Source organism: Microlunatus ginsengisoli (genome assembly GCF_039537205.1).
GTDB lineage: Bacteria > Actinomycetota > Actinomycetes > Propionibacteriales > Propionibacteriaceae > Microlunatus > Microlunatus ginsengisoli.
The window spans coordinates 90130-112667 of record NZ_BAABAB010000056.1 but is presented as its reverse complement, the minus strand read 5'-3'; the positions used below and the strand labels follow the sequence as shown (position 1 = coordinate 112667).

23 protein-coding genes and 1 pseudogene are annotated in these 22538 nt (G+C 67.0%); 9 read left to right on the top strand and 15 right to left on the bottom strand.

All coding sequences use genetic code 11. The features are described from left to right. Nucleotides 1-158: 158 nt before the first annotated feature. Nucleotides 159-746: a hypothetical protein gene (locus ABD747_RS26235; RefSeq protein ID WP_344810112.1), complete on the top strand. Its 588-nt coding sequence runs from the start codon at nt 159-161 to the stop codon at nt 744-746. A gap of 124 nt (nt 747-870) precedes the next feature. Here the strand turns inward: ABD747_RS26235 and ABD747_RS26230 are convergent, their stop codons facing one another. Beyond that, complete coding sequence (locus ABD747_RS26230; protein ID WP_344810111.1) at nt 871-1224, bottom strand: hypothetical protein; 354 nt, start codon at nt 1222-1224, stop codon at nt 871-873. 216 nt (nt 1225-1440) lie between these two features. On the opposite strand from ABD747_RS26230, the gene ABD747_RS26225 reads away from it, so the two are divergent. Both ABD747_RS26225 and ABD747_RS26220 read left to right on the top strand, forming a co-directional pair. Then, nucleotides 1441-4296, top strand: a complete 2856-nt coding sequence (locus ABD747_RS26225; protein ID WP_344810110.1) for a M15 family metallopeptidase — start codon at nt 1441-1443, stop codon at nt 4294-4296. 157 nt (nt 4297-4453) lie between these two features. Beyond that, nucleotides 4454-5044, top strand: coding sequence for a dihydrofolate reductase family protein (locus ABD747_RS26220; RefSeq protein ID WP_344810109.1), 591 nt, complete (start codon nt 4454-4456; stop codon nt 5042-5044). A gap of 115 nt (nt 5045-5159) precedes the next feature. Here the strand turns inward: ABD747_RS26220 and ABD747_RS26215 are convergent, their stop codons facing one another. Next, the gene (locus tag ABD747_RS26215; protein WP_344810108.1) at nt 5160-6446 is read right to left on the bottom strand and encodes a nickel-dependent lactate racemase family protein; all 1287 of its coding nucleotides are present in this window, start codon (nt 6444-6446) and stop codon (nt 5160-5162) included. A gap of 185 nt (nt 6447-6631) precedes the next feature. Next, nucleotides 6632-6949 carry a hypothetical protein gene (locus ABD747_RS26210; protein WP_344810107.1) on the bottom strand — a complete coding sequence of 106 codons (318 nt, stop codon included), beginning with the start codon at nt 6947-6949 and terminating at the stop codon, nt 6632-6634. A gap of 21 nt (nt 6950-6970) precedes the next feature. On the opposite strand from ABD747_RS26210, the gene ABD747_RS26205 reads away from it, so the two are divergent. Then, nucleotides 6971-7393, top strand: a complete 423-nt coding sequence (locus tag ABD747_RS26205) for a TrmH family RNA methyltransferase (RefSeq protein WP_344810106.1) — start codon at nt 6971-6973, stop codon at nt 7391-7393. An 84-nt stretch (nt 7394-7477) separates the two neighbouring features. Here ABD747_RS26205 and ABD747_RS26200 read toward each other — a convergent pair whose 3' ends face one another. After that, nucleotides 7478-8002: a DUF6326 family protein gene (locus ABD747_RS26200; protein ID WP_344810105.1), complete on the bottom strand. Its 525-nt coding sequence runs from the start codon at nt 8000-8002 to the stop codon at nt 7478-7480. A 269-nt stretch (nt 8003-8271) separates the two neighbouring features. Between ABD747_RS26200 and ABD747_RS26195 the strand changes: the two genes are divergently transcribed. Beyond that, complete coding sequence (locus tag ABD747_RS26195) at nt 8272-9309, top strand: sensor histidine kinase (protein ID WP_344810104.1); 1038 nt, start codon at nt 8272-8274, stop codon at nt 9307-9309. Further along, nucleotides 9306-9953 (top strand): response regulator transcription factor, encoded by a 648-nt coding sequence (locus ABD747_RS26190; RefSeq protein WP_344810103.1) that lies wholly within the window; start codon nt 9306-9308, stop codon nt 9951-9953. The genes ABD747_RS26195 and ABD747_RS26190 overlap by 4 nt, the downstream gene beginning before the upstream one ends. Before the next feature lie 116 nt (nt 9954-10069). Here the strand turns inward: ABD747_RS26190 and ABD747_RS26185 are convergent, their stop codons facing one another. The 9 genes and pseudogenes from ABD747_RS26185 to ABD747_RS26150 all read right to left on the bottom strand — a co-directional run bounded on the left by ABD747_RS26185 (nt 10070) and on the right by ABD747_RS26150 (nt 18954). Further along, nucleotides 10070-10816, bottom strand: coding sequence for a nucleotidyltransferase domain-containing protein (locus ABD747_RS26185; RefSeq protein ID WP_344810102.1), 747 nt, complete (start codon nt 10814-10816; stop codon nt 10070-10072). Continuing rightward, entirely contained in the window at nt 10816-11268 is a 453-nt protein-coding gene (locus tag ABD747_RS26180; protein ID WP_344810101.1) for a hypothetical protein, read from the bottom strand. The genes ABD747_RS26185 and ABD747_RS26180 overlap by 1 nt, the downstream gene beginning before the upstream one ends. 57 nt (nt 11269-11325) lie before the next feature. Then, nucleotides 11326-11856, bottom strand: a complete 531-nt coding sequence (locus ABD747_RS26850) for a PLL family lectin (RefSeq protein ID WP_425562588.1) — start codon at nt 11854-11856, stop codon at nt 11326-11328. Further along, nucleotides 11832-12167: pseudogene (locus ABD747_RS26845) on the bottom strand (hypothetical protein); the annotation flags it as partial. The pseudogene ABD747_RS26845 and the gene ABD747_RS26850, both read right to left, overlap by 25 nt. A gap of 2026 nt (nt 12168-14193) precedes the next feature. Next, entirely contained in the window at nt 14194-14757 is a 564-nt protein-coding gene (locus ABD747_RS26170; protein WP_344810099.1) for a GrpB family protein, read from the bottom strand. A gap of 242 nt (nt 14758-14999) precedes the next feature. Further along, complete coding sequence (locus ABD747_RS26165) at nt 15000-16067, bottom strand: NHL repeat-containing protein (protein ID WP_344810098.1); 1068 nt, start codon at nt 16065-16067, stop codon at nt 15000-15002. A 674-nt stretch (nt 16068-16741) separates the two neighbouring features. Next, nucleotides 16742-17677, bottom strand: a complete 936-nt coding sequence (locus tag ABD747_RS26160) for an aldo/keto reductase (RefSeq protein ID WP_344810097.1) — start codon at nt 17675-17677, stop codon at nt 16742-16744. A gap of 84 nt (nt 17678-17761) precedes the next feature. Next, nucleotides 17762-18238 carry an SRPBCC family protein gene (locus ABD747_RS26155; protein ID WP_344810096.1) on the bottom strand — a complete coding sequence of 159 codons (477 nt, stop codon included), beginning with the start codon at nt 18236-18238 and terminating at the stop codon, nt 17762-17764. A gap of 101 nt (nt 18239-18339) precedes the next feature. Then, a complete protein-coding gene (locus tag ABD747_RS26150) occupies nt 18340-18954 on the bottom strand; it encodes a GNAT family N-acetyltransferase (protein ID WP_344810095.1) in 615 nt (204 codons plus the stop codon). A 134-nt stretch (nt 18955-19088) separates the two neighbouring features. Between ABD747_RS26150 and ABD747_RS26145 the strand changes: the two genes are divergently transcribed. The 3 genes from ABD747_RS26145 to ABD747_RS26135 all read left to right on the top strand — a co-directional run bounded on the left by ABD747_RS26145 (nt 19089) and on the right by ABD747_RS26135 (nt 21388). Beyond that, entirely contained in the window at nt 19089-19895 is an 807-nt protein-coding gene (locus ABD747_RS26145) for a class I SAM-dependent methyltransferase (RefSeq protein WP_344810094.1), read from the top strand. Nucleotides 19896-20086: 191 nt separating this feature from the next. Then, nucleotides 20087-20584, top strand: a complete 498-nt coding sequence (locus ABD747_RS26140) for a DUF6278 family protein (protein ID WP_344810093.1) — start codon at nt 20087-20089, stop codon at nt 20582-20584. 24 nt (nt 20585-20608) lie between these two features. Beyond that, nucleotides 20609-21388, top strand: coding sequence for a class I SAM-dependent methyltransferase (locus ABD747_RS26135; RefSeq protein WP_344810092.1), 780 nt, complete (start codon nt 20609-20611; stop codon nt 21386-21388). Nucleotides 21389-21483: 95 nt separating this feature from the next. On the opposite strand, the gene ABD747_RS26130 is transcribed toward ABD747_RS26135, so the two are convergent. Then, complete coding sequence (locus tag ABD747_RS26130) at nt 21484-21906, bottom strand: VOC family protein (RefSeq protein ID WP_344810091.1); 423 nt, start codon at nt 21904-21906, stop codon at nt 21484-21486. Next, nucleotides 21903-22466 carry a dihydrofolate reductase family protein gene (locus ABD747_RS26125; protein WP_344810090.1) on the bottom strand — a complete coding sequence of 188 codons (564 nt, stop codon included), beginning with the start codon at nt 22464-22466 and terminating at the stop codon, nt 21903-21905. Before ABD747_RS26125 ends, ABD747_RS26130 begins: the two co-directional genes overlap by 4 nt. Nucleotides 22467-22538: the final 72 nt, after the last annotated feature.

The following is a 22538-nucleotide window of genomic DNA, read 5'->3' as shown; positions in this document are numbered from 1 at the left end:
GCGCAGGAAGCCGACGAGACCGCGGGCGCTCGAAGGCTCGTCCACCTCGGTTGCCACCGACTCATCAACTCGCGGAAGGTCACCGCGGCAGGCTGTTCGCGCGCCGCTCGCACGCCGAGACGCTCACCCCGCCCCGATCTCGCGACTAGGGTGAAGCGATGGGTGGGTGGCAGGCACTGAAGGGCGGCCCGCGGATGATCGTGATCGGCGAGCTCCTGCTCGTGCTCTGCAGCCTGTGCTACCTCGTCTGGTGGACGATCGCGTTCCGGCCGTCGGCGCGGACTTCCTCCGGCGGCGGGCTCTTCCTCGCGGGAGCCGTGCTCGGCGGGCTCGGCGGCTTGGTTTTGCTGGCCGTCGGCATCGCAGCTCTTCTCCCGAAGGCATCATCGCGGGCGGTCGGAGCGACGATCGTCGGCGGGGTGTTGGTCGGTGCGCTGTTGCTCTACCTCACCTCGAGCGTCGCCCACCGGCGCATCACCACCGAGCTGCCGCTGATCATTGTCTGGGCCACCCTGCAACTCACTGCCGGCATCACGTTGCGGACGTCCGGCGCACTGAGGGCGCCGGCGGCATCCGCTTGGATTGTCGCGACAGCGATCGCGACGCTGGTCGGGCTCGCCTGCTATCTGGTGTTCTATCGGCTCGATCCGATCCCCGCCTACTGGATCGGCATGGTCCCCCTCGCCGTCGACGGCGTGGTGGCGGCGATCCTGGCCGCCATCGCGGGGCTGGCGCGAGTTCCCTGAGTGACCACCTGTCGGTCCACCGGCGGCTGCCGGCTGAGGATCTCGAACGGGGTGCGCCCGAGCGTGACGGTGCCGAGTGCGGCAGGTGCCTGACGCCGGAACCTCCAGCTGCCTATCTGGAGGGTCAACGCAGCAGAGCCAGATCCCGTTGGATGTAGCGCAGGTGTGCCCACTCCTCCTCCAGAATCACCCGAATGCAGTCTCCGACGGTCGGGCGCCAGTCGCCGCCCCAAGGGCCCTCCCGGTCCTCTCCGAGCACTTCGTCCGTCGCCAAGACGAGGTGCCGCACAGTCTGGGCCAATGACCACTCATCCTCGACGTGGGCGTCAGCCAGGTCCGCCGGCGTGTCCGCCACCGTTGCCCGCCGGGCGGACTGGACGGCGGCCCAATCCTCGCGTAGGCCGGCCAGCGATTCCGCCTTCTGCAGTTCGCGGCCCGGGAACCGCCGGTTGAGTTCGGCATCCACGAGCGGCACCACGTCGACCCCGTTGACGACGAGACTGCCGAAGAAGAGATCGTGAGGGCCCGGGCGGCGCGTTCTTCGCCGGCGCCTGCGCCCGCAGGGCAGACCTGGGCGCCCTTTCGGGCACACCTTCGTTCGTGTCGAGGCTGCAGGACGCGGCCGCACTTATCATCGAATGTCATGGCCGGTGGCGTGCACCGCATAGCCGACGGGTCGGGGAACGAGGCCGTCATGTCCCGGCCTGTCCGTCGTCCGCCGCTGCAGAGCCAGCCCCCGCAACCCTGGCTGATCGCAGCCGAGGATCGTCGGCCGACCAGCGCGCCGGCCATTCTGGAGGTGCAGCAGACCGCCGGCAACCGGGCGGCGAGCGCGCTCGTCCGTCGGATCGCGGCGGACACCATTCAGCGCGACCACTCGGACGCGACGTCCGGCGGTGCGACCACGAAGACCGGCATCACGGTGCCGAAGAGTGGCAACTGGAACGCTCAGGACATCGTCATCGGCGCTGTACGACGCAAGCCGATCGAGGGCCTGACCGCCGGCAATGTACGCGACGACGCCAAGCTCGGCGACGAGTGGGGCGGCGAGGGGCGGGTGGCGACGATCACCGCCGAGAAGTCCGCCGTGAAGGAGACCCCGAAGTCCACCGGGAAGGAGCCGGGGAAGGAGCCGGCGAAGGAAGCCGGAAAGTCCACCGGCAAGGCGATCGTGCTGCTTCCGGAGCCGCTCGGCGCGGGGGTCAAGACGGTGGACGTGATGATCTATCTGCACGGCTTCGGGATCGGCTTCCGGCAACGCATCCACAGCCGGCAGAAGACGATCAAGGTGAAGGGGCGCAAGAAGAAGGGCGACACGGAGGAACCGAAGGATCGCGAGATCCAGGTCGACGAGGAGGGGATGGAGACCGGTACCGTCCGCGACATCGAGGTCGACCACATGGAGGAGCAGCTCGAGGCGGTGAACGCCGCCGCCGCGAAGGGGGGCGGCCGGCCCATGATCGCGGTGATGCCGCAGGGGACGTACACCGCAGGGAAGGACCGACCGCAGTTCGGCGAGAAGTTCCTCAGCGAGGCGTACCTCGACGATGTCTGGGGCAAGATACCCGCGCTGAAGGGGGTCGCTCGTGGTCGAGCCGTGCTGGCCGGTCACAGCGGCGCCGGCGGCACGCTGACCCCGCTGCTCGGCCGGGCCGTCGACGACAAGGGCCAGCTCAAGGACGCCGCCGACGCCGAGGCCGGTGGGCTGCCGAAGAACCTCGCCGAGGTAGTCCTGTTCGACGCGCTGAACTCGGAGGGCTTCTACGCGGGCCAGCGGGACCAGGTCGAGCGCTGGCTGATCGCCCAGATCCGCAAGGACATCCGGGCAATGGCGGATCCGAGTGTCGATCGGGACGCCTACCTGCAGAAGCAGATGGTGCGCTTTCGCGGCTACTACAGCAAGGGATCGGATTACGAGACCCGCTACAAGCACCTGAAGGAGAATGTCGCGGCCGCGCTCAAGGCCGAGCTCACCAAGGCGGAGGCGGGGAAGAAGGCGTCCAAGGATCGGCCGGCCATTCCAGGTTGGAGCCTGACCGCCGCTCAAAAGCAGGCAATGACCGACAACTACGTCGACAGCATCCAGGGCGTGGCCACCAGCCACGAGAAGATCATGGGACAGGGCAAGGTACGCGAGGCGCTCGGTGCGCTCCCGGTCCAGAAGGTGCAGGCTCACGATCGCCCGGCACCGCCGACGTACGCCGTCCAGCGAGAGCTCGTCAGCCTCCAGCGCGCCCCGGATCCGGATCTCATTCAATGGACCGCGGACTGGAACGACGCCCAGTACGCCGGCGCGCGAGGCTACTTCAGCGAGACCACCCGGCCCTCCGGCACGCCGGAGGACCGCTACAAGATCCTCTGTCCGCTGTACAAGGCGCATGGGATCGCACGTCCCCTGCCGTACCTGAAGAACTCGATCAACGGCAGTACCACGTTCTTCGGCGACAAGACGCCGGCGCACACGGGCATGCAGGCCATGCTGGCAGCGGCCGAGAAGACGCTGCGCGACCTCAAGGACGACAAGGGCAATCCGCGCTATCCGACGACGCCGCTGAAGCAACGCCCGTGGGCGCTCACGGTGCGGACCACCAGCTCGAACAAGTGGAGCAATCACGCCGACGGCCGGGCCATCGACCTCGACCCGGACACCAACCCGCACCTGGACAATGCCGAGCATCGGGCCATCATCAACGAGCTGACCGGCATGGATGTCGAGGCGCGCAACCCCGGTGCCTCTCTTCCCCTGCCGGCCCTGCTGACGCCGGACAGCTACGACTCGGTGAAGCTCATCAGCGACCAGTTCTCGGCGAACTACACCGAGGCCGGGCTCACCGCCCGATCCGACCAGCTCGCGGCAAGCCGGGCCGCGCTGGCCACCGAGCGGGACGGCATGAAGACCAGCCGAGCCGATCTCACCAAGCAGGCGAAGGACGTCGCCAAACAACGTGACCTCGCCGTCCGCCGCAAGGGGGCTACCGGGGCGGAGAAGACGGCGGCGCGAGAGCAGGCCAAGTCCGCTCTCAAGGACATCGCCGCCAAGCAGGCGGCCCTCAAGGGTCAGCTCGCCGCGAAGGACAAAGAGGTCGAAGCGATGACGAAGCGAGCGGACCGGATCGCCGCCGAGCTACGCAAGTTCACCCGCGAGCAGAAGCGGTTCGACGCGACCGTCGCCGCCGTCGGCGCGGCCGAAGCCGCGGTCGGCGCCGACACGACCGACCTCGCGGCCGCCACCGCGGCGAAGGTCACGGCGGATCAGGCACTTGCCCAGGCCTTGCAGGCGAAGAAGCCGAAGGCCGAGATCGCGTCACTCCGCAAGGAGCTGGCCAAGCAGATCCGCGCCGTCTCGGCGGCGAAGGCCGCGTTGCGCAAGCACCAGAAGTCGTTGAAGGACAAGACTGAGGATCGCGATCGGTACACGCTCCGCAAGTACGCCCGTGAGGGCATCCTCAATCTGCCGAAGGACGTCGTCGAGGCGATGACGAAGGCCGGCTTCACCTGGGGTGGCGACTGGGCCGTGCACAAGGACCTCATGCACTTCGACATGCCCTGACCACGCCAGTACCTGCGGAAGATCTGGCGGAGCGGGTAGAGGACATGATGGACCGCACGCCGGCGCGGTCGCAGGAGCCCGACGCGTACTGACGAGATGGCAGGGGCACCATTCGGGCTGGGAGACTCTGTACGGTCCGGTGACAGGCGATGAGGGCATGAAGGGGGAGCACAACAAGATGAGATCACTTCGATACTCGATCAACGTCACGCTCGACGGCTGCTGCCATCACGAGGCAGGGCTTCCCCCCGACGAGCAGTCGATGCGTTACTGGACCGCTGAGATGGAACGAGCCGATGCCCTGCTGTTCGGCCGGGTGACGTACGAGATGATGGAGGCGGCGTGGCGGCGGCCGGCCACGGGCACGTGGCCTGACTGGATGGGTGATTGGCAGGTCCCGTTCGCCGAAGCCATCGACCGGGCGAAGAAGTACGTCGTGTCGAGCACGCTGAGCCGGGTCGATTGGAATGCCGAACTGGTTCGAGGCGACGTGGGGCAAGCGGTACAGCGGCTCAAGGACGAGCCAGGGGAACGTCTGTGGGTGGGTGGTGTGACGCTCCCGTTGGCATTGGCAGATCTGGGATTGATCGACGAATACGCGTTTGTCGTGCAGCCGGTTCTTGCCGGACACGGGCCGACCCTGCTCGCCGGTTTACGCGAGCACATCCAGCTCGAGCTCGCGGATCGCCAGCAGTTCGGGTCGGGGGCGGTCGCCCTGCAATACCGGCCCACGCGCGTAGCAGGCTGACGCGATCTAGTCCGCAGATCCCCGATCCCGCCAGCCAGTTGCCAGTCCGAGGAGCATCCGGAGCGCTTTCGCGGTTGTCCGCGACAGAGTCGCATGAGCCGCGCAGTCGTTGTCCTCAGCCGATCACCGGCACGAGATACGGCCCCTCGGGGATCACCGCGACATGTGGGTCACCATGGCGGGCGACGGCCCGGGACAGTGCGACGGACACATCGTCGATCACCTCGACGCCGGTCGCCGCGCGCTCGGGTCCGTCGAGTCCACCGGTGAAGAGCTGAACGTCGGCGATCACCTGGGATCGCAGCTGCATCTGGGTCTGCCATTCGTCGATGTCGGCCAGTCGCTTGCCGGCCAGCTCGGCGAGGAATCCGTCGATGCCTCGGCTGCCGAGCCGGCGCTGCGCATCGGCGTACTCGGCCGAACCGAAACCCTCGCTGCACTCCGAGACGACGATGAGGGTGCCGCCGGGTCGCAGGATCCCCAGCGGTGTCACCATCGCCTTGACCGTCTGATAGTAGGTCTTGTCCAGCGGGTAGCCGGCCGCCGAGGTCAGCACGGTGCTGAAGCTCTGCTCGACCGGAACCTTCGACAGTTCCTCCGCGCGCCGGACCGCGTCCAGGTGGGACGCGCGGACCTCGCCGAAGTTGACGAAGAGCAGCCGCCGGTCCTCGTCGATGATCGTGTTGACCGCGTACACCTCGCCGACCATTGCCGCGATCTCGAGCTGCTCCTCGTGCAGTGGATTGCCGACGAGACGGCACTGGGTAGCGGCCGGATCGGCCATGAAGCGGTACGAGTGGAACGTGCGGATCGTCTCCTGGCCGGCGATGCCGGGGGCGATCACCTTGCGACCGCCGGACCAACCGGCCATGAAATGCGGCTCGACCAGGCCGGTCACGATCCTCAGCTCGGCATCGACGAAGAGCCGGTTGATCGCCACCGGAGTCCCGCGAGTACGGGTCCGGCCGAGATCGACGAGCTCCGACGAGGCGCGGGCGTCGTGATCGAGGACCCGGACGTTGGCCAGCACCCAGGGGTCGCCGACGATCTCGGCTAGATCGTCGCGTCCGCTGGGTCGATGGAGACCGGTCGCGACCAAGATCGTGATCTGCTCCAGTGCGATCCCGGCGGCCAGCATGATCTCGATCATCGGGCGCAGGAAGACCCCGTTCGGGACAGGCCGAGTGATGTCGCAGACGACGATGCAGGCGCTCCGCCGTCCGGCCGCCAGTGCGGCGAGGGTCGCGGCATCGACAGGCTCGGCCAGTGCCCGACCGACCGCTGCCGCCGGGTCGACGAGGGGTGTTCCGGCAGCCTTCGTGATCAGGGTCGGAACCACCTCCGCCGGCAACGACACGTCCAGCCCGCGGCGGCCGTACGCCATCGTTACCACGGTCTCCACAACACGTCATCCAAGCCCACCGGCCGACCTCGGTCCAGCCCGGCGACCGCCCGAACCAGCACCGCAGGCTCCGGTGATAGCGGAAACGACCGGCCGCGCAGCGTCTGACGAGCCGATTTGGAGAGGAGCTGGAAAGCGCGGACCAGTGTCCGCGGGAGGAGCCACGTGGTCGCGGGCAGCGAGCTTCAGCCTCGCGACTGGGTCTGGCGGACGACCTGACCGACGTCCAGGACGTGGCCCGGGTCGAACAGGTCGCCGAGTTCCGCCGGCCGGTGCCGGGTCTCCTCGTCGTAGCAGCGGCCGATCTCGGCCGGGTCGCTGCTTCCGGCGAAGTTGGCCAGCAGACCCTCGTCACTTCGTCGATGGACCGGCGCCGCCGCCGAAAGGCGCCTTCTGATGACCAGTTCGGGAGACCCGACGCTGCGCCGATGACCGGCGCCAAGTTCGACCCCAACGAGCTCCGGACCCAACGACGACGGGCTCAACACGGCTGTTGGGATCACCTGATCGTCGCGCCACTGTGGGTGGCCTACGAAGCGAACCTCGGCACGCTGCTGCGCACCTGCGACGCCGTCGGCGCCTGCCTTGCCGTGCCGCGCACCCCGCACTGTCGAGAGGCGCTCCGCATCGGTGACACACTCCGCAATCGGCGCCCATGCATCCACTGGGTGACGCCATCGAAGGAGCGTTGGCTCGACGACCAGCGGTCGGCCGGCAGACGGCTTCTTGCGCTGGAGCTCGCGGAGGACGCGACGCCACTCGCCCGACTGGCACCAGCGCGTACGTCGTCGGTGCTGCTGCTCGGTCATGAGCACTCCGGCATACCCGACGCGGTGCTGGTCGGTGTCGACGAATGTGTCGCGATCCCGATGATCGGCTGGGGCGCCAGTCTCAACGTTGCCGTTGCCGGCAGCCTGGTCGCCTACCGCCTCGCCGGACTGTCGTGAGCATTCGACGGCGGAGCCGCCGCCACCTCACCAGTCAGCGATTGCGTGCATCTTGCACGACGAGTGGTCGGGGCGCGGCGGCAGTCACGCCTGCTGCGGGGTGCGGAACGGCTCGCTCTCGAGGCTGCCTTCCAAGGTCACCGGCGATGCGCTGCGGCGTGGCCAGGTCCAGGCGGAGCGCAGGATGAAGGCCAGGAGCAGCACCTCCAGTCCGATGGACAGGCCGTAGAAGTAGAAGTAGGTCCAGGACTCTCCTGCCGCGTTGTACACCGTGACAGGGATGTAGAGCGTTGCGACCACGAGGTTGGTGATGCGGTTGACGCGGGCGTGCAGCGTCGCGGACAGCAGGATCATGAGGATCGGGACGGCGACGAGCGTGAGCGCAATGGCGACAAACGTCGGGCCGATATCGAACTCGTGGACGATGCCGGCCAGGATGTCGTCGACGACGCCGGGCTTGTACAGGGCTAGGTAGTCGACGTAGATGTAGAGGAACATGAAGCTGGTCCAGGCTGCTGCGAGTCGGGCCCGCACGGGCATGCGCTGATCGTCCAGCGCGCTCGGGGACGGCGGATTCTCCAGTGCGGTGTGGGATCGACGTGCTCTCATCGCAGGGCTCCTTGGCTTGATGGGGTTGGTGCTTCCACCTTCACGGATGCCGGCGCCGGGCACATCGGCCAAGGAGCCCGATTCGACGTGGCCGTTGGCACAGCCGAACTCTCGTACTTTCGGTGGATACGCCGAGCAGGCGGGTTGCCTAGGCTGCTCAGGTGGCCGCCGACGTACTTCGCTCGCTGTGGGCCGAACCCCGCCCCTCGAATGCCCCGGACCCGGGGCTGCGGGACTGGGCCTTGGTCGGAGTCCTGGTCGGCTGGTCCGTGCTCGACGTGGTGGTTCGCCAAGACATAGCGCCACGCCCGCTGCTGCTGCTCGCGATGCTCGCGGTCCTCGGCCCCCTGCTGTGGCGACGCACGCACCCGCTCGTAGCGGTTGCGGTCTCCTTCGGCACGTTGACGATCGTCGACACCGTCAGGATCCTCACCGAATCGCACGGCGCCCTGCTGAACAGCATCTCCGCGGCGCTGATCCTGGCCTACGCCCTGTTCCGGTGGGGCTCCGGTCGGGAAGCCGCATGCGGGCTCGGCGTCATCATGCTCTGGCTGGCGATCACCTACGTCGCCGACCCCATGAGCGCGTGGGAGACGGTCGCAGGGTACGGGTTCTTCCTGTTCGCCGCCGCGCTCGGCGCCGCGGTCCGCTATCGCGCGAAGGTCCGCATCCGCGACATCGACCAAGCCAAGGCGCGCGAACGCGAACAGCTCGCTCGTGAACTCCACGACACCGTCGCCCACCATGTCTCGGGCATCGCCATCCAGGCCCAAGCCGGTCGTGCGGTCGCGGCCTCCCATCCCGAGCGTGCCGTCGAAGCCCTGGCAGTCATCGAGGACGCAGCGACCCGCACCCTCACCGAGCTGCGCACCATCGTCGGCGTGCTCCGCGCCACGCCGGACGCCGAGTTCGCGCCGCAGCCCGGCGTGGCCGAGGTCGAGCAGCTCGCTAGCGATGGACAGACGCGTCCCCGCGTCGAGGTGCGGCTATTCGGCGAGTTCGACGACCTCAGCCCGGCGGTCGGGGCCGCGATCTATCGTCTGGCCCAGGAATCCATCACCAACGCTCGACGGCACGCCCGCCACGCGACCCGGGTCACCGTCAGCGTCACCGGCGACGCCGACAAGGTACGCCTGACCATCGACGACGACGGCTCCGCCGCTGGCGGCCGCGTCCCAGCAGGCTACGGTCTGGTGGGCATGCAGGAACGTGCCTCACTGCTCGGCGGCACCTTCCGCGCAGGCCCCGCCGCCGAGCGGGGCTGGCGGGTAGAAGCCGTCCTGCCCCGAACCGGGACTCCACGATGAGCATCAGGGTCCTCATCGCCGACGACCAGCCCATCGTGCGTACCGGGCTGGCGATGCTGCTCGACGCCCAACCTGAGATCGACGTGGTCGGCGCGGCCGCCGACGGGCGCGAGGCACTCCGCTTGGCGCTCCAGCTGCGACCCGACGTCGGCCTGTTCGACATCCGAATGCCGCTGATGGACGGCATCGAAGCCACCCGACGGCTCGCCGGTCCCGACGTCACCGACCCGCTGCCGATCGTGATCATCACCACCTTCGACCTCGACGAGTATGTTTACGGCGCGCTCAAAGCCGGCGCCCGAGGGTTCCTGCTCAAGGACGCCGGACCCGCCCTGCTGACCCAGGCCATCCGGGCCGCCGCCGACGGAGACGCACTGATCGCACCCAGCGTGACTGTCCGACTCCTCTCAGCGTTCGCGCAGGCACAGACCTCACCACCAAGGCAGCCGATGGAACCACTCACCGCCCGCGAGGAGGAAGTCCTCTTGCCTGTGGCTCAAGGCCTCACCAACAACGAGATCGCCAGCGAGCTCAACATCACCCCAAGCACCGTCAAAGCCCACCTCGCCAGCCTGATGCGAAAGCTCGGCGCCCGAAACCGCGTCGAGGTCGCCATGTGGGCTCACGAGACCGGCCGCATCTAGGAGCCAAAGCGACGTCGTCGAGCCAGCCCATGGTGCCGGCGATGCGACCGCACCTGCGGGTGGGTCGGCTGCATCCTGCGTGCCGCACGACGGCCCTTGGCTGAAACAGCTATCGGCTAGCTCTCAGCTCGCTGGAGCGGCGGAGCATTGAGATAGAAGCCGTCGCCGAGCCGGCCGCCAGCCTGTTGGAGGATCTCGTCGGCTACGACCGTCAGCGCGTCGGGCCGGCCGTCCAGCGCTTCGTGCAACCCGTCGTGCAGCCGATTCGCATAATCGCTTCCGTCGTCCTCATCGAGCGCCTGCACCTCCCGCACCAGCCACTTGCCAGTTCCCGTCCATCGCCCGGCACACGCAAGAAGCAACTCCGCCGAGCCACGCCATACATCGAACGCGATCGCGTCACGGACCGGTGGCGCAGCCCCGCCAGCCAGATCATCGAGCTGATCAGTGAGCGTGTACCGGGCGTACGCCAAGCCGACCGCGTCCAGGAACCCGGGGCCAGCAGCCAAGACGGCAGCACATTCGCGCCGGACTCCGTCACCGGCCGTGCCGGACACCAGGGGCACACCGGTGGAAATCATCCGAGCCAGCGATGGTCGCCGACGTGCCAGATCGAGGGCGAGGAACTGGTGAATCGACGCCTCGGTATGGACGAACAACTCGACCGGCCATCCCCGATACCTCAGCGTCTCGCGGTGCACCTCCACGGCGTCCAGCAGCACCGGAATGTCGAGGTCAGACGTCTCGGTCGCCAGCCCGAGCACGACCGAGCCTGCCAGCCACGCCTGACGCGCCTGAGGGAACCGTTCGACAACCAACTCACGTGCCGTTGCGACAGGATCAGCCTTGGTCATGATGAGCATCATCGCGCGGCATGGCGACGCCCAGGAGACGACCGCCGGCGTGCGGCAATGGGCAACGACCCCGCAGGAGGGCGCGGGCAACTGTCGTCCTCGATCTCGTCTTCGTGCGGCTTCCCGCTGATCAGTCCGACGACTTGATGATCAAGATCGGTGCGGATCGTCCTCGACGTCCTCGAGGTAGGGACGTTCACCAGGTGCTCGGTGCAGAAGGTGAGGCTTCCCGTCACGCGACCGTTCACCGCCGCCTCAAAGCCCGTCAGGTCGTCGAAGGATCCGGCGTTGCCGTAGTCGCTGTTGCGGAACGCGCGCAGGAGCCAGCCGCCGGACGCGTCCTCGACCCGGCCCTGTCGCACCACGTCGTGCAGATCAGGCGGCACATCGGCTGCGCCCACCTGAGTCAGCGTGTCCTCGGGCACGAGCCGCCAGAAGGCTTCATGGGCCCACATCCGCACATGATCGAGACTGTGACCGTGCCGTAGGAGGGTCTCGCATCGCGTCCTGCACCGACGTCAGGGGGTCCAACCTTTGTCATACCAGGTGTGTCGCAAGGTGTTGTCCGTGCCCTTGCTGAAAACGTCGATCCGGCCTTCGTCCCAAGAGACCGCAGCAGGCGTGGAAGCGGGGTCTCCGCCGAGCGACTGCCATCCGGTCCAGGAGTTTTCGTACGATCGCTGGTAGAGCGTGTGGTCGGAGCCGCGAGCGAACACGTCCAGCCGCCCAGCGGCCCACGAACTGGCCGCCGGCCCGGACGTCAGTACCCCACCCAACGACTCCCATGTCGACCAGTGGCCGTCGTACCAGACGTGCTTCAAGGCATTGTCCGCGCCGCGGGCGAACACGTCGATCCGCCCGCGGGCCCACGACACAGCGGCCGGATCAGAGGTGAGCACTCCGCCCAACGACTCCCACGCCGACCAGTTGCCGTCGTACCAGAGGTGCTGCAACGCATTGCCCGTGCCCCCAGCAAAGACGTCCAGTCTCCCTGGGGCCCAGGAGCTGACCGCGGGCCCGAGGTGAACGCACCACCTAACGATTCCCATGCCGACCAGTTGCCGTCGTACCAGACGTGCTTCAAGGCATTGTCCGAGCCGCGGGCGAACACGTCGATCCGCCCGCGTGTCCACGAAACAGCCGCGGGCGCCGACGCGAGATCCCCGCCGAGGGATTCCCAGCCCGACCAGGCGTTGCTGTCGTACCAGCGGTGCCAGAGTGCGTTGTCGGTACCGCGGACGAAGACGTCCAACCGGCGCGGTGCCCACGAGCTGACGGCCGGTTGCGATGTCAGCACCCCACCCAGCGACTCCCACGCATCCCCGGCCAAGAACGCAAGGATCTTGCCGCCCAACAGCATCGGTCGTTCCGCGTGCGCGGAATGGCCCGTCTGGTCGATGAAGAAGCTGTCGCCCTTCGTCTGACCCAGCCGCTGAGCCACGGCTCGCGTGTTGCTGAAGATGAGAGCCGGATCGATGTCGTCGGCTGCGCCGGCGCCGAGCAGTAGGCGCGACCGGAAATCGTGCAGAGCGGGGTCCTTCCAGCTGAACACCAGTTCCTCGAGGCTGATCCGCCAGTGCCAGTCGCGGAACAGACGCGTATAGGTCTCCCGACGATCCCTCCGCGCCTGGTCGATGTACGCGCGTTTCCACGGGAAGTCGTCGCGGAACCACTGCTCCGGCTGGGTCTTGACGGGAATGTGCTTGTCTAAGCAAAAGGCGAAGAAGTCGTCTCTGCTGGCGCCGGTCTCCGGTTGGTTGATCTGGGCGAAGGCGCCCGGCTGGCCCGGGAGTCCGCGAATGCCGGTCCAGAACTCGGTCAGGTACCACCCGGCTCGGATACCTCGATCCAGGTCCAGTGTCGTGGACAGCCCGATCGACCCGGGCGACCAGGCGACTGCGTTGCGGATCCAGGCGCCACGGCGCGCGAGGCGCAGCGAGAGGTTGCCGCCAAGGCTGCCGCCAACCACCGCGGCCAGCCGCGATTCGACCAGACCCGGCTGGCCGAGTTGTTCGCTGAGCGCCGCAATGAACCGGAGGACGAACTGCTCGAGGAAGTTGAGCATCGAGAAGGTCGCCGGCGCCAGGCCGGGAAAGGGCGGGAGGAGTGACCCGGCGGCGGGCGGCCAGACGCCGACGTCGGTATGCGCGATCGGGTTGGCGTAGCCCGATCCCGGCATGTCCATCGAGATCACCGCATAACCGGTCGGTCGGCCATCGGGCCAGAACAGAAGGCTCGGGATGAGCGCCTCCGACTCCTCCAACCGAGAATCCGATCCGTGGATGAACAAGATGACTCGGTCCCCGGCCGGCAAGTGCGGCGTGCTGTCCGCCGGCATGTCCCGACGCGGAACGGACGGTCCCAGCGCCGGCGGTCCGGCCGATGTGGCGATGGAATACCGGGTCTGCACGGCGACGGGCCCGAGATCGCCCGGAACCGTCACGGCCAGATCATGTTGCGGGTACGCGGTCCGAGGCACGTTGACCGGCCGGTGCGGCAAGTCGTCCTCACCCGACGTCGCGATCCACCGCAGGCCTCCTCGGTCCGTCGCACCGCGCAGGAACCAGGCAACCTCATACGCACGGTCCAAGACCTTCGTCGCGGCACTTCGTACCGACGCTGTGCTGACGTCTGGTCGGCCGCGAGCGGTGAGGATGGCCAGGGCCGCAGCTTCCTCGGGACCGCCCTCTTGTGGTCTGCGAGCAGCGAACGCGGCGAAGCCACGGCGGCCGGACACCAGCAGGTCGGCTCGGGCGGTTGCGTGACCCGGAGGTGAAATGCCTAGCCGGTCCTCGTGGGCCGCAACGATCGCGTCCGTCAGGTTCTGCGCCGCGTTCAGGGATCGGGCTGCATCACCCAGTTCCCGCACCAGTCGTCCTTCACGGCCCTGGGTGAGATAGACCGGTGCGTCCAAGGACAAAGCGGTAGGCGGCGCGGGCAGCTCATTCGGGACAGGCGACTCCAGATCACGAACTCTCATCAGACCCCGCAGACACCGGCACCGCGTCCGGATCTCAACTGGTGCCAGGCCAATCAGCGTCCGACCGCGTCGCACGACAATTTCCACCAGTGTCATCTCAGAGGGCCGGCAGGCAAGGGTCTACCGGAAGTGCGGCCGACTGGTCGCGCCTGCGACGGCGCCCTGCTGATCATCACACGCATCGTCGATCCCGGCGGGTTTCGACTCCGCCGATTCACTCGTGCTGGGTGGGGTAGTCGGATGCAGCGGTCGGCATCTCGCCTGGGAGAGAGTCGGCCCAGGCCCCGCTGTTGAACAGACAGCGGCGGGGCCGCCCCCTGGCCATGCGCTGACGGGCGTTGCCCGAGTTGTCGGCAGCTCCTCGACCCCTTGCGCGGTGTCCGACACGACCGAGATGGGTGGGTGCTCACACCTCGTCAGCGGCAGCTGTTCGTGCTCTGGAAATGACTTCCTCCACCACCGGCGACTTGGCGTCGGCGTAATCCTGGCCGTACGCCCACGATCTGCCGGCCAGCTCGCGTTTGATGCGCTCGTATAGTTCTCGGTCCTCGATGCAGCTGCGGAGCCGGTCACGGAACAACAACATGCGCTCCACCTCAGGTGATCCGGTGGTGAACACATGGAGATGCACCTGCGGGTCATGATCGACGAGGAACCGATGCTCATACCAAGACGGCTCGCGAAACTGCAACCGATAGCCGGCGGCCTCCAGATCCGGAACGTATCCGATCTCATCGGACGAATCAGTGACGACCAGGACAATGTCGATGACTGGTTTCGCCGCAAGGCCCGGTACCGACGTCGACCCGACGTGCTCGATCTGCACGACTCGTTCGCCAAGCGCGCGGCGGATGCGGCTCTCCTCCTGCGCATACCAGCGCGCCCACGAAGGGTCGGGCTCCGCGAGGAGCACCGGTCCGTCCAGCCTCGTGCGTGGGATCACGAAATCCGGTTGCGGAGTTTCGGTCACAGCGCCAATGGTCGCACCAACGCCTATCCCGCTTCGGCAGCTGCGCCGATGGCCCCGTCAGACTGTCAGTTCATGTTCAGTCGCCGGATGCCACCGACCGCGTCGAGGGTCTCGACGACGACCCCGCTGCGGGGCCACGGCTGCACGGGTTCACCAACGTTGCCCTGCGCAGCTGGACTTGCCCAACGCGAGTCACGACGGCTCGGACGGGCATTTGGAGCGTTGATCATGGCGTCAGCGGACTACTCGTTGGGTCTGATTTGCTCGCGCCAGACCGAGTCTGTGTAGTAGTTGACGATCCACAATGAGCCGAACGCGATGAGTGGAATCCCGCCGGCGCTCTGCGACTCCGCGGGATACAGGCCGGAGATCCGCTGGGTTGACGGATTGATTCGGGCGATGGTGGCGTTGTCGCGTCGAATCCACAGACTTCCGGCTCCAACCGCGACCGGTTGATCGGGTGCGGTGAGTTGCTCCCAACCGAAGACGGGTTTCTCGGTCGGCGTGCCGGAGGCCAGTTCGAAACGATACATTGTTGGGTTTGTAAATGGTTTGAACCATAGCGCCCCGAAACCGTACGTCATGTACGGGCCATCCATGCGCGATAGCCGGTATCGGGCCACGACGCGATTGGTGATCGGATCGATCTTGGCCAGGTGCCCGTTTGACTGCGAGCTCAGGTCGGCTGCGCCGGACCAGATGAATCGGCCGTCGAACGCCACCATGCCGGTCTCGACGCGGATCCTCTTTTCAATTTTCAGGGTCCGTGGGTTGATCCGCTTGAGCGCTGTTCCGCGATGGTTCGGAATCCACAACGAGTCGGCACCAGCCGCGGCGTTCATGCCTCCCGAGTCGGGGATGGTGCCTCGAATCGATCCGGACCGGCCATCCACCACGATGCTTTGTGTGCTGTCGATGCATGGCATGGTCAGCAGGTCGCCGAAGGCCTCGAGCAGTTGGCCGCAGGAGGCCTGACGGATGTCGACCGTCTGCACCACCCGATTGGTCGTCGGGTCGATCCTGAACAGATCGGGAGCGTTCTGGCTGGCGACCCACACGTCGCCGTCGACTGCGGCAAGACTGAGCGGGCGAGCGAAGTGTTGGAGGTGAATCGACGCAACAACCTCGGGCGGTAGCGACGCGGAGGTCGACGCCGCTGGCCTTGGCGATGCGTTGGAGGGCAGAAGTCCTGGCTCCGGACCGCCGGAGAGAAGGCTGCAGCCTGTTCCGGCGGCGAGTGCCGGCGCGCCAAGGAGAACGGTGATAGCGGCAGCCAGACGGCTGCGGAAATTCCGCCTTTGCGCCCTCATCGAGTCACCCCCCGAGGTATACGGCGATCATTCCCGGCCGCACCAGGTGATCTCCCCGACGCTCGACGATTTGCATCGCACTATAGTCCCGATGTGATTGCACGTCGATGCGGATGAATTTCCTCATTCCGCCTTGCTTAGTTTGGTCACGCATGTTCCACTCGCGTGCGCGCTGGAATGGGCAGCGTGCGAGCGCCTCTCCGCACGCTGACCGCGGCAGCCGCGCAGCGGGGCACTTCACGGTCAAGGGAGTAGGGGTCGGTGCGGCGCGTGGGTGAGGTCGAGGTCTCCTGAGGATACGAGTCCTCACGCTGATCTCCGACCACACTCCCACGGCGCGTCGATCGTGATGCGAGGACGTCTGTCGTGATGTGCCGCTTCTTCGAAGAAGAGGCGTACCTCCTCGGCGGACTCGGTCACGAACCGAGCTACGGCGCGCACCCCATTCGTCGTGATGATGAAGTCACCGACGACGTTCGACACACTCTGGCCCAGCCATCAAACGGGCAGGAGGCGATCTCAACGGGGTCCCAATGAGCGGTCGGCCTTAGGCGACCAGAGGCCCGACGAGGCGAGTAATCACCTCCGCACGATGGGCGGGGAAACGATCCTCCCTCAGCCAGGCTCAGGCCGTCGGTCCAGCGGACCGGCGTCTCGCAAGAGCCGCAAACAGGTCACGGAACCCGGTAGCCGGCCGCACGGAACAACTCGTACCACTCGGCCCTGGTCAGTGGCAGGTCCGAACCGGCCGCGGATCCAACTACGCGCTCCGGCGTCGTCGTGCCGAGCACGACCTGCATCCGTGCCGGATGACGGGTGATCCAGGCCGTCGCGATGGCGATCGGCGCGACGTCGTACGCCTTCGCCAGTCGGTCGATGACCTCATTGAGCTCCGGGTAGTCGTCCGAGCCCAAGAAGACACCGGTGAAGAATCCGGCCTGGAACGGCGACCACGCCTGCACGGTGATGTCGTGCAGGCGGCAATAGTCCAGGATCCCGCCACCGTCTGAGGTGACGGACTGGTCCAGATCTGCCATGTTCGCCGCGATTCCCTGAGCCACGATCGGCGCATGGGTGATGGACAGCTGCAACTGGTTGGCCACGATCGGCTGCGTCACAGACTTCTTCAGCAGGTCGATCTGCCGTGGCGTCTGATTGGACACCCCGAACGCACGGACCTTGCCAGCGGACTCGAGCTCATCGAACGCTCGCGCCACTTCGTCCGGCTCCACCAGCGCATCAGGCCGGTGCAGCAGCAAGATGTCGATGTAGTCCGTCTGCAGTGCCCGCAGCGACTCCTCGACCGATGCGATCAGGTGTTCGTAGGAGAAGTCGAAGTACGGGCCTGCGGGCACGATGCCGGCCTTGGTCTGGAGGGTGATCTCGGCGCGCTCGGCCGGAGTGAGCTGCATCGCCTCGGCGAAACGTCGCTCACACCCGTGGAGCTCGGAGCCGTATACGTCGGCGTGGTCGAAGAAGTCGATCCCGGCGTCACGCGCGGCACCGATCAGACCCCGCACGGCCCCATCGGCCAAGTCGTTGATCCGCATCAAACCGAGGACGACGTTGGGGACCCGTAGTGGCAGTGGCCCCAGAGGGACTGTTCTCATAGCGACTCCTGGTGGGTTCGTTGTGGTCGCACGCTCCACCGTACGGGTACCCCGGCGCGGTCGATGCAGTCACGGTGCGCGTCCCTAGCTCGGCGAGACCTTCGCAGCCAGGATCTTTTCCAGGTGGCCGAGCGTCTTGTTCGCGTACCCGGTCCACAGCCTCGCGAATGCCGGCATGAGCCATCGTGCGGCTGCTCGTGGCGTCGCTATCCAGGTCCAGGTGATCTTGGTCCCGAACGACCCGGATTCGAACATCCATCGACCTTCCACGCTCGCGATCAACGCGCGCATCGGACCGTGGACCTGGTCAAGGTGATAGCTGAACCCGTTCGGAGGGTCGACCTCCGTGAGCGTCTCGACCATCCAACCGGGCCCGGCGAGTACGACGCGACGCTGCTGCCTAGGCGTCCTCCACGGCTCCGGTCCGACGGTGCTGCGAACGGGCGGAAGCGGACCGTGCCAGTGAACGAAGACAAGCTCGAGCGGCATGGGTAGCAGCGCCTCGAAGACCTGCGAGCTATCCGCACTGACGGTACGACTCGACGACATCTCCCGGGCCACGGAGCAAGGGTCGCACGTGTGTGACCTGCCACCCGCAGCCGGTGGGACTGTCGACGCGCCCCGTTCGATCCCGGCGACTGCCGGCGCCGACGTGCTGAGCGTCAGCGGGGCGAACGGAGGAGCCATTCCGACGGCAGGGCGCCGTACCACATGACATCACGGCGTTCCCCTTGCCAGACCGCGTGCGACCGCATAGTGCCTTCGTAGACGAAGCCGGCTCGGAGTGCGACAGCGGCTGAGTTCTCATTGTCGGCGACCACGGTCAGAAAGACCCGAGCCGCCCCCAGCCCGAACAACCACCCGGTGAGGAGAACGACTGCCCGCGTCGCGTAACCGCGTCCTCGACCGGCCGGAATGAGCCAGTAGCCGATCTGCGCTACGTCCTCACCGGTCCAGTCATCCACTCCACAACATCCGACCAGCTGAGCAGTTTTGACGTCCTCGATGACGAATGCGACACCAGCAGGTGCGCCACTCTCGGCGAACGCGTCCATGGCCTGCTCAAAGCCCTCGATCATCGTCTGAGCCTGCGCGACGGACGGGACCGTTCCTGGGTGTCCATGCCGATCATGGGGGCCGTTGTACCGGCGGATCGCCGGGTCGGCGCTCGCGTCGGCCAGGAACTGGGCATCTTCCCGCGTCCAGGGCCGAAGCAGCACCCGATCGTCGGATAGCACCAGATTCGATGGGCCGCCGCCAGTCTCGTTCAGCGTCACCCGATCCTCCAGTAGCTCATCACTAGATCCCTCCCGAACTACGCCGCCGGCTCCCACTCACCATGCCGCAACTGCGCGCGGGAGACCGCCCGCGGCACCGGACCCACCAGTCTCGGTCGGCTAACGTTGCTGGCGTGGAGCTGACTGGGGTTCAGAAGACCCTCTCTCCTGTCCTCAAGGCGAAGGCACTGGACAACCGCCTGCCCGTCCCCATCCTTGGAGACGCCTTGGCCGAGCAGACGATGCGTCGCCTCGACCCCGACTACGACAAGGGCCGGTTCAGCACCAATCAATTGGGCCTCTCGGCCGTGGTTCGCGCAAAGGCGCACGACGACTGGGCCCGAACGTTCCTCGCCGACCGGCCCGAGGCGGTGGTGCTCCACCTGGGGTGCGGACTGGACGCTCGGGTCTACCGGATAGACCCGCCGGCCACGGTTGACTGGTACGACCTGGACTACCCGCCCGTCATCGAGCTCCGGCAGCAACTTCTCCCAAATCGAGAGCACTACATCTTGATCGGCTCGAGCGTCACCGACCTGACCTGGCTGGAACCCATCCCGCGAGGGCGCCCGGTGCTCGTGATCGCCGAAGGGCTGGTGCCTTACCTGATTGAAGCCGATCTCCGGCGGTTGCTGACCAGGGTCGTCGACACCTTCCCTGCAGGCCAGATCCAGCTCGACACCGTGTCGGTCTCAGCGTGGCGGACATCTAAATGGGATCCCCTCGCACGCAGGTACAACGCGCGGTTTCACTGCGGCTTCGACGACCCGGCCGTGCTGGCTGACTGGCATCCCCGGCTCCACTACGTCGACGAGGCGCCGATGAACGACTCGCCGGAATTGATGACTCGGGCGCCGACGGGAACCCGTCGGCTGTATCGCGTGATGAATGTGCTGCCCGGTTTCAGACACTCCAGCCGGATCGTGCGGTTTCGCTTTTAGCGCCGATCGAGCGAGCCCGAGCGCGCCTGCCCCATGGTCCCGACCGGACCTGGACACGACGGTCCGCGCTGGGCTCGCGCGTCCCAACACGGCCGACGTGAAGCCGATCGGCCTCGATGATCGACGAGGCCGGCCCGGTCGGGCAGAAATTCCCGTGCAGCTCGCGGCGCCTGCACCTGCACACTGCCTGGATGAGCAACATCAACAGCTCGCGGCGCCACAGGCGCAAGCATGGGACGGCTCGAGGCGTCGCTGTCTTCGGGACGTCCGGCTTCGCTGACGACTCGCAGGGGCTGACCGATCTGCTCGGCCGCCACGAACGGCTCATCGGCTGGATGCGGGCTGCCGGTCTCGACCTCGAGGTGTCGGCTGCCGGTCTTCAGACCGTCGACGCGATGGTCGGGACCTGGCGTGACGACCCGATCGTCGCACCCGGCCTGACGAACGACGTCGGAATCTTCCTCGGCGACGTCATGGTTCACGAGATCAGCGGCGCCCGCTGGCATGTCTGGCCGAATGGCCACCCGGTCATCCGCCTCGCCGACGGCAAAGAGATCGACGTGACTGCGCAGACCAGCACTCGAGTCCGCAAGGGTCGACCCCACCTCAACGCCATCCTCGACCAAGCCGCAGCAGCAGCCAAAGCCAGAGAGCGCACCGTGGGCGGCGTCGGTCGTAGCTTCGGTTGAGCCGACCGGCGTTACGCTCGCGGAATGAGTGAGGTCCTGCCTGAGCATGTCGCCGAGAACCGCCGCTACTGGAACGCGATGGCTCAGGACTGGGTGACTCCCGGGGAGCGCAGATGGTCGCAGGATGCGTGCTGGGGTACCTGGGCGATCCCGAACTCCGAACTCTTCCTCCTCCCCGACGACATGGCCGGTCACCGCGCCATCGAACTCGGCTGCGGGACCGGCTACGTGTCAGCGTGGATGCGGCGTCGCGGCGCGTCGGTGTACGCGATCGACAACTCCGAGGCCCAGCTGATGACGGCGCGACGCCTTGACGAAGTCCATGGGCTCGACGACATCGAATGGGTCCACGGCAGCGCGGAGTCCGTTGCCCAGCCAGACGATTCGTTCGACTTCGCGATCAGCGAGTACGGCGCAGCGATCTGGTGCGAGCCGGCATCATGGATCAGCGAGGCGCACCGGCTCCTCCGTCCCGGCGGCGAGCTCGTATTCCTCGGGCACCATCCGTTGGCGATGATATGCACTCCGATCGACGGTTCGACGTCGGCCAATGATCGTCTGGAACGCAGCTACTTCGGTCTGCAACGGCTCGACTGGCGCGACGCGGTCGAGGACCCGGGCGGCATCGAGTTCAACCTCCCGATCTCGTCGTGGATCAGGCTGTTCCACACCATCGGGTTCGACGTCATCGACTACATCGAGGTCAAGGCGCCCGATTCAGCCACTGGCACCAACGGCACGGTGTCTGCCGAATGGGCCAAAGACTTCCCATCCGAACAGGTCTGGCGCCTCCGCAATCGATAGCGGTGACCGACGGCGGTCCAGCCGCAGCACCGGAACGCTCTTGCCTCAGCCTCCATTCATGTCTTGAAGCAGCGCTGAACGATCACCTGACGCGTCTAGACCTGTCGTGCCCAGTCGGCCCCGCTGAGGCCAACAGCGTGGCGAGGCGGCCACTGGACCAGCTCGATCCGGTTGCCGTCGGCATCGGTGACCCAGCTGGTCAGGAAGTCGGCGGAGTCGTCCGGCGATGTGGGGTCAGCGACCTCGAGACCTCGACCGCGTAGCGCAGCGACCGTCGTAGTCATGGAGGGCACCTGGATCACGAAGTGGCTGAGGCCGCCAGCCCCGACAGCCACGGTCGCGGTGGGGTCGTACACGAGTTCGAGGGTGACGAACTCGTCGTCGGGAAGCTTGAGCATCGTCAACTGCCCAGAGGGCGACTCCGGGACGTGGCCGACGACCTCGTACCCGACCGCGGTGTAGAAGGCGAGAGCCCGTTCGGGGTCGGCGACCCGGAGGCCCAGGTGGAGGGTCCTCATGAGCCCGCCTCCGACCGCGGGGCCGGCCGCCGGACTCGATACCGCGGGTGCAGCACGCGGTGCTCGGGATCGGGGTACCCGGCGTCCAGCACGCGGACGAGCTCGAGCTCGGTCGGCCCGACCGGCAGATGGTCGAACGGCCGCCGGCCCTGCCCGAGGAGCACCGGCGCGACGTGCAGCTGGATCTCGTCGAGTTCGCCGGCTCGCAGCGACGACTGGGCGGCACTCGCGCCCATCACAAGGACGTCGGCGCCATCGGCGGCCACGCGTGCCTGGGCGGCGCAATCGCGGACGTCGGAGACGAAGCGGACGCTGCCCGGCGGAGGTTCGGCCGGCTCGTGCTGGGTCAACAAGATCGGGACGCCATCGTGGTGGTCACCCTGCCAGTGGCCAGCGTGCTCGTAGGTACGCCGGCCCGACACGACCGCGCGGGTGGCGTTCGCCTCGGCGAACACCTCACCGTTCGCCCCTGGATCGAGACGGTGATCCAGCCAGTTGAACAACCGGAACTCGCCCACCACCCCCATCGGTTGGCCGGTGGTGTCCTCGGGTCCGACCACGCTTGGTCCCCTTCCAGTCGGTGCGGTTGACCGTACAATGCGAGGAGTGGGCCGAGGTCGTGGAGTACGGAT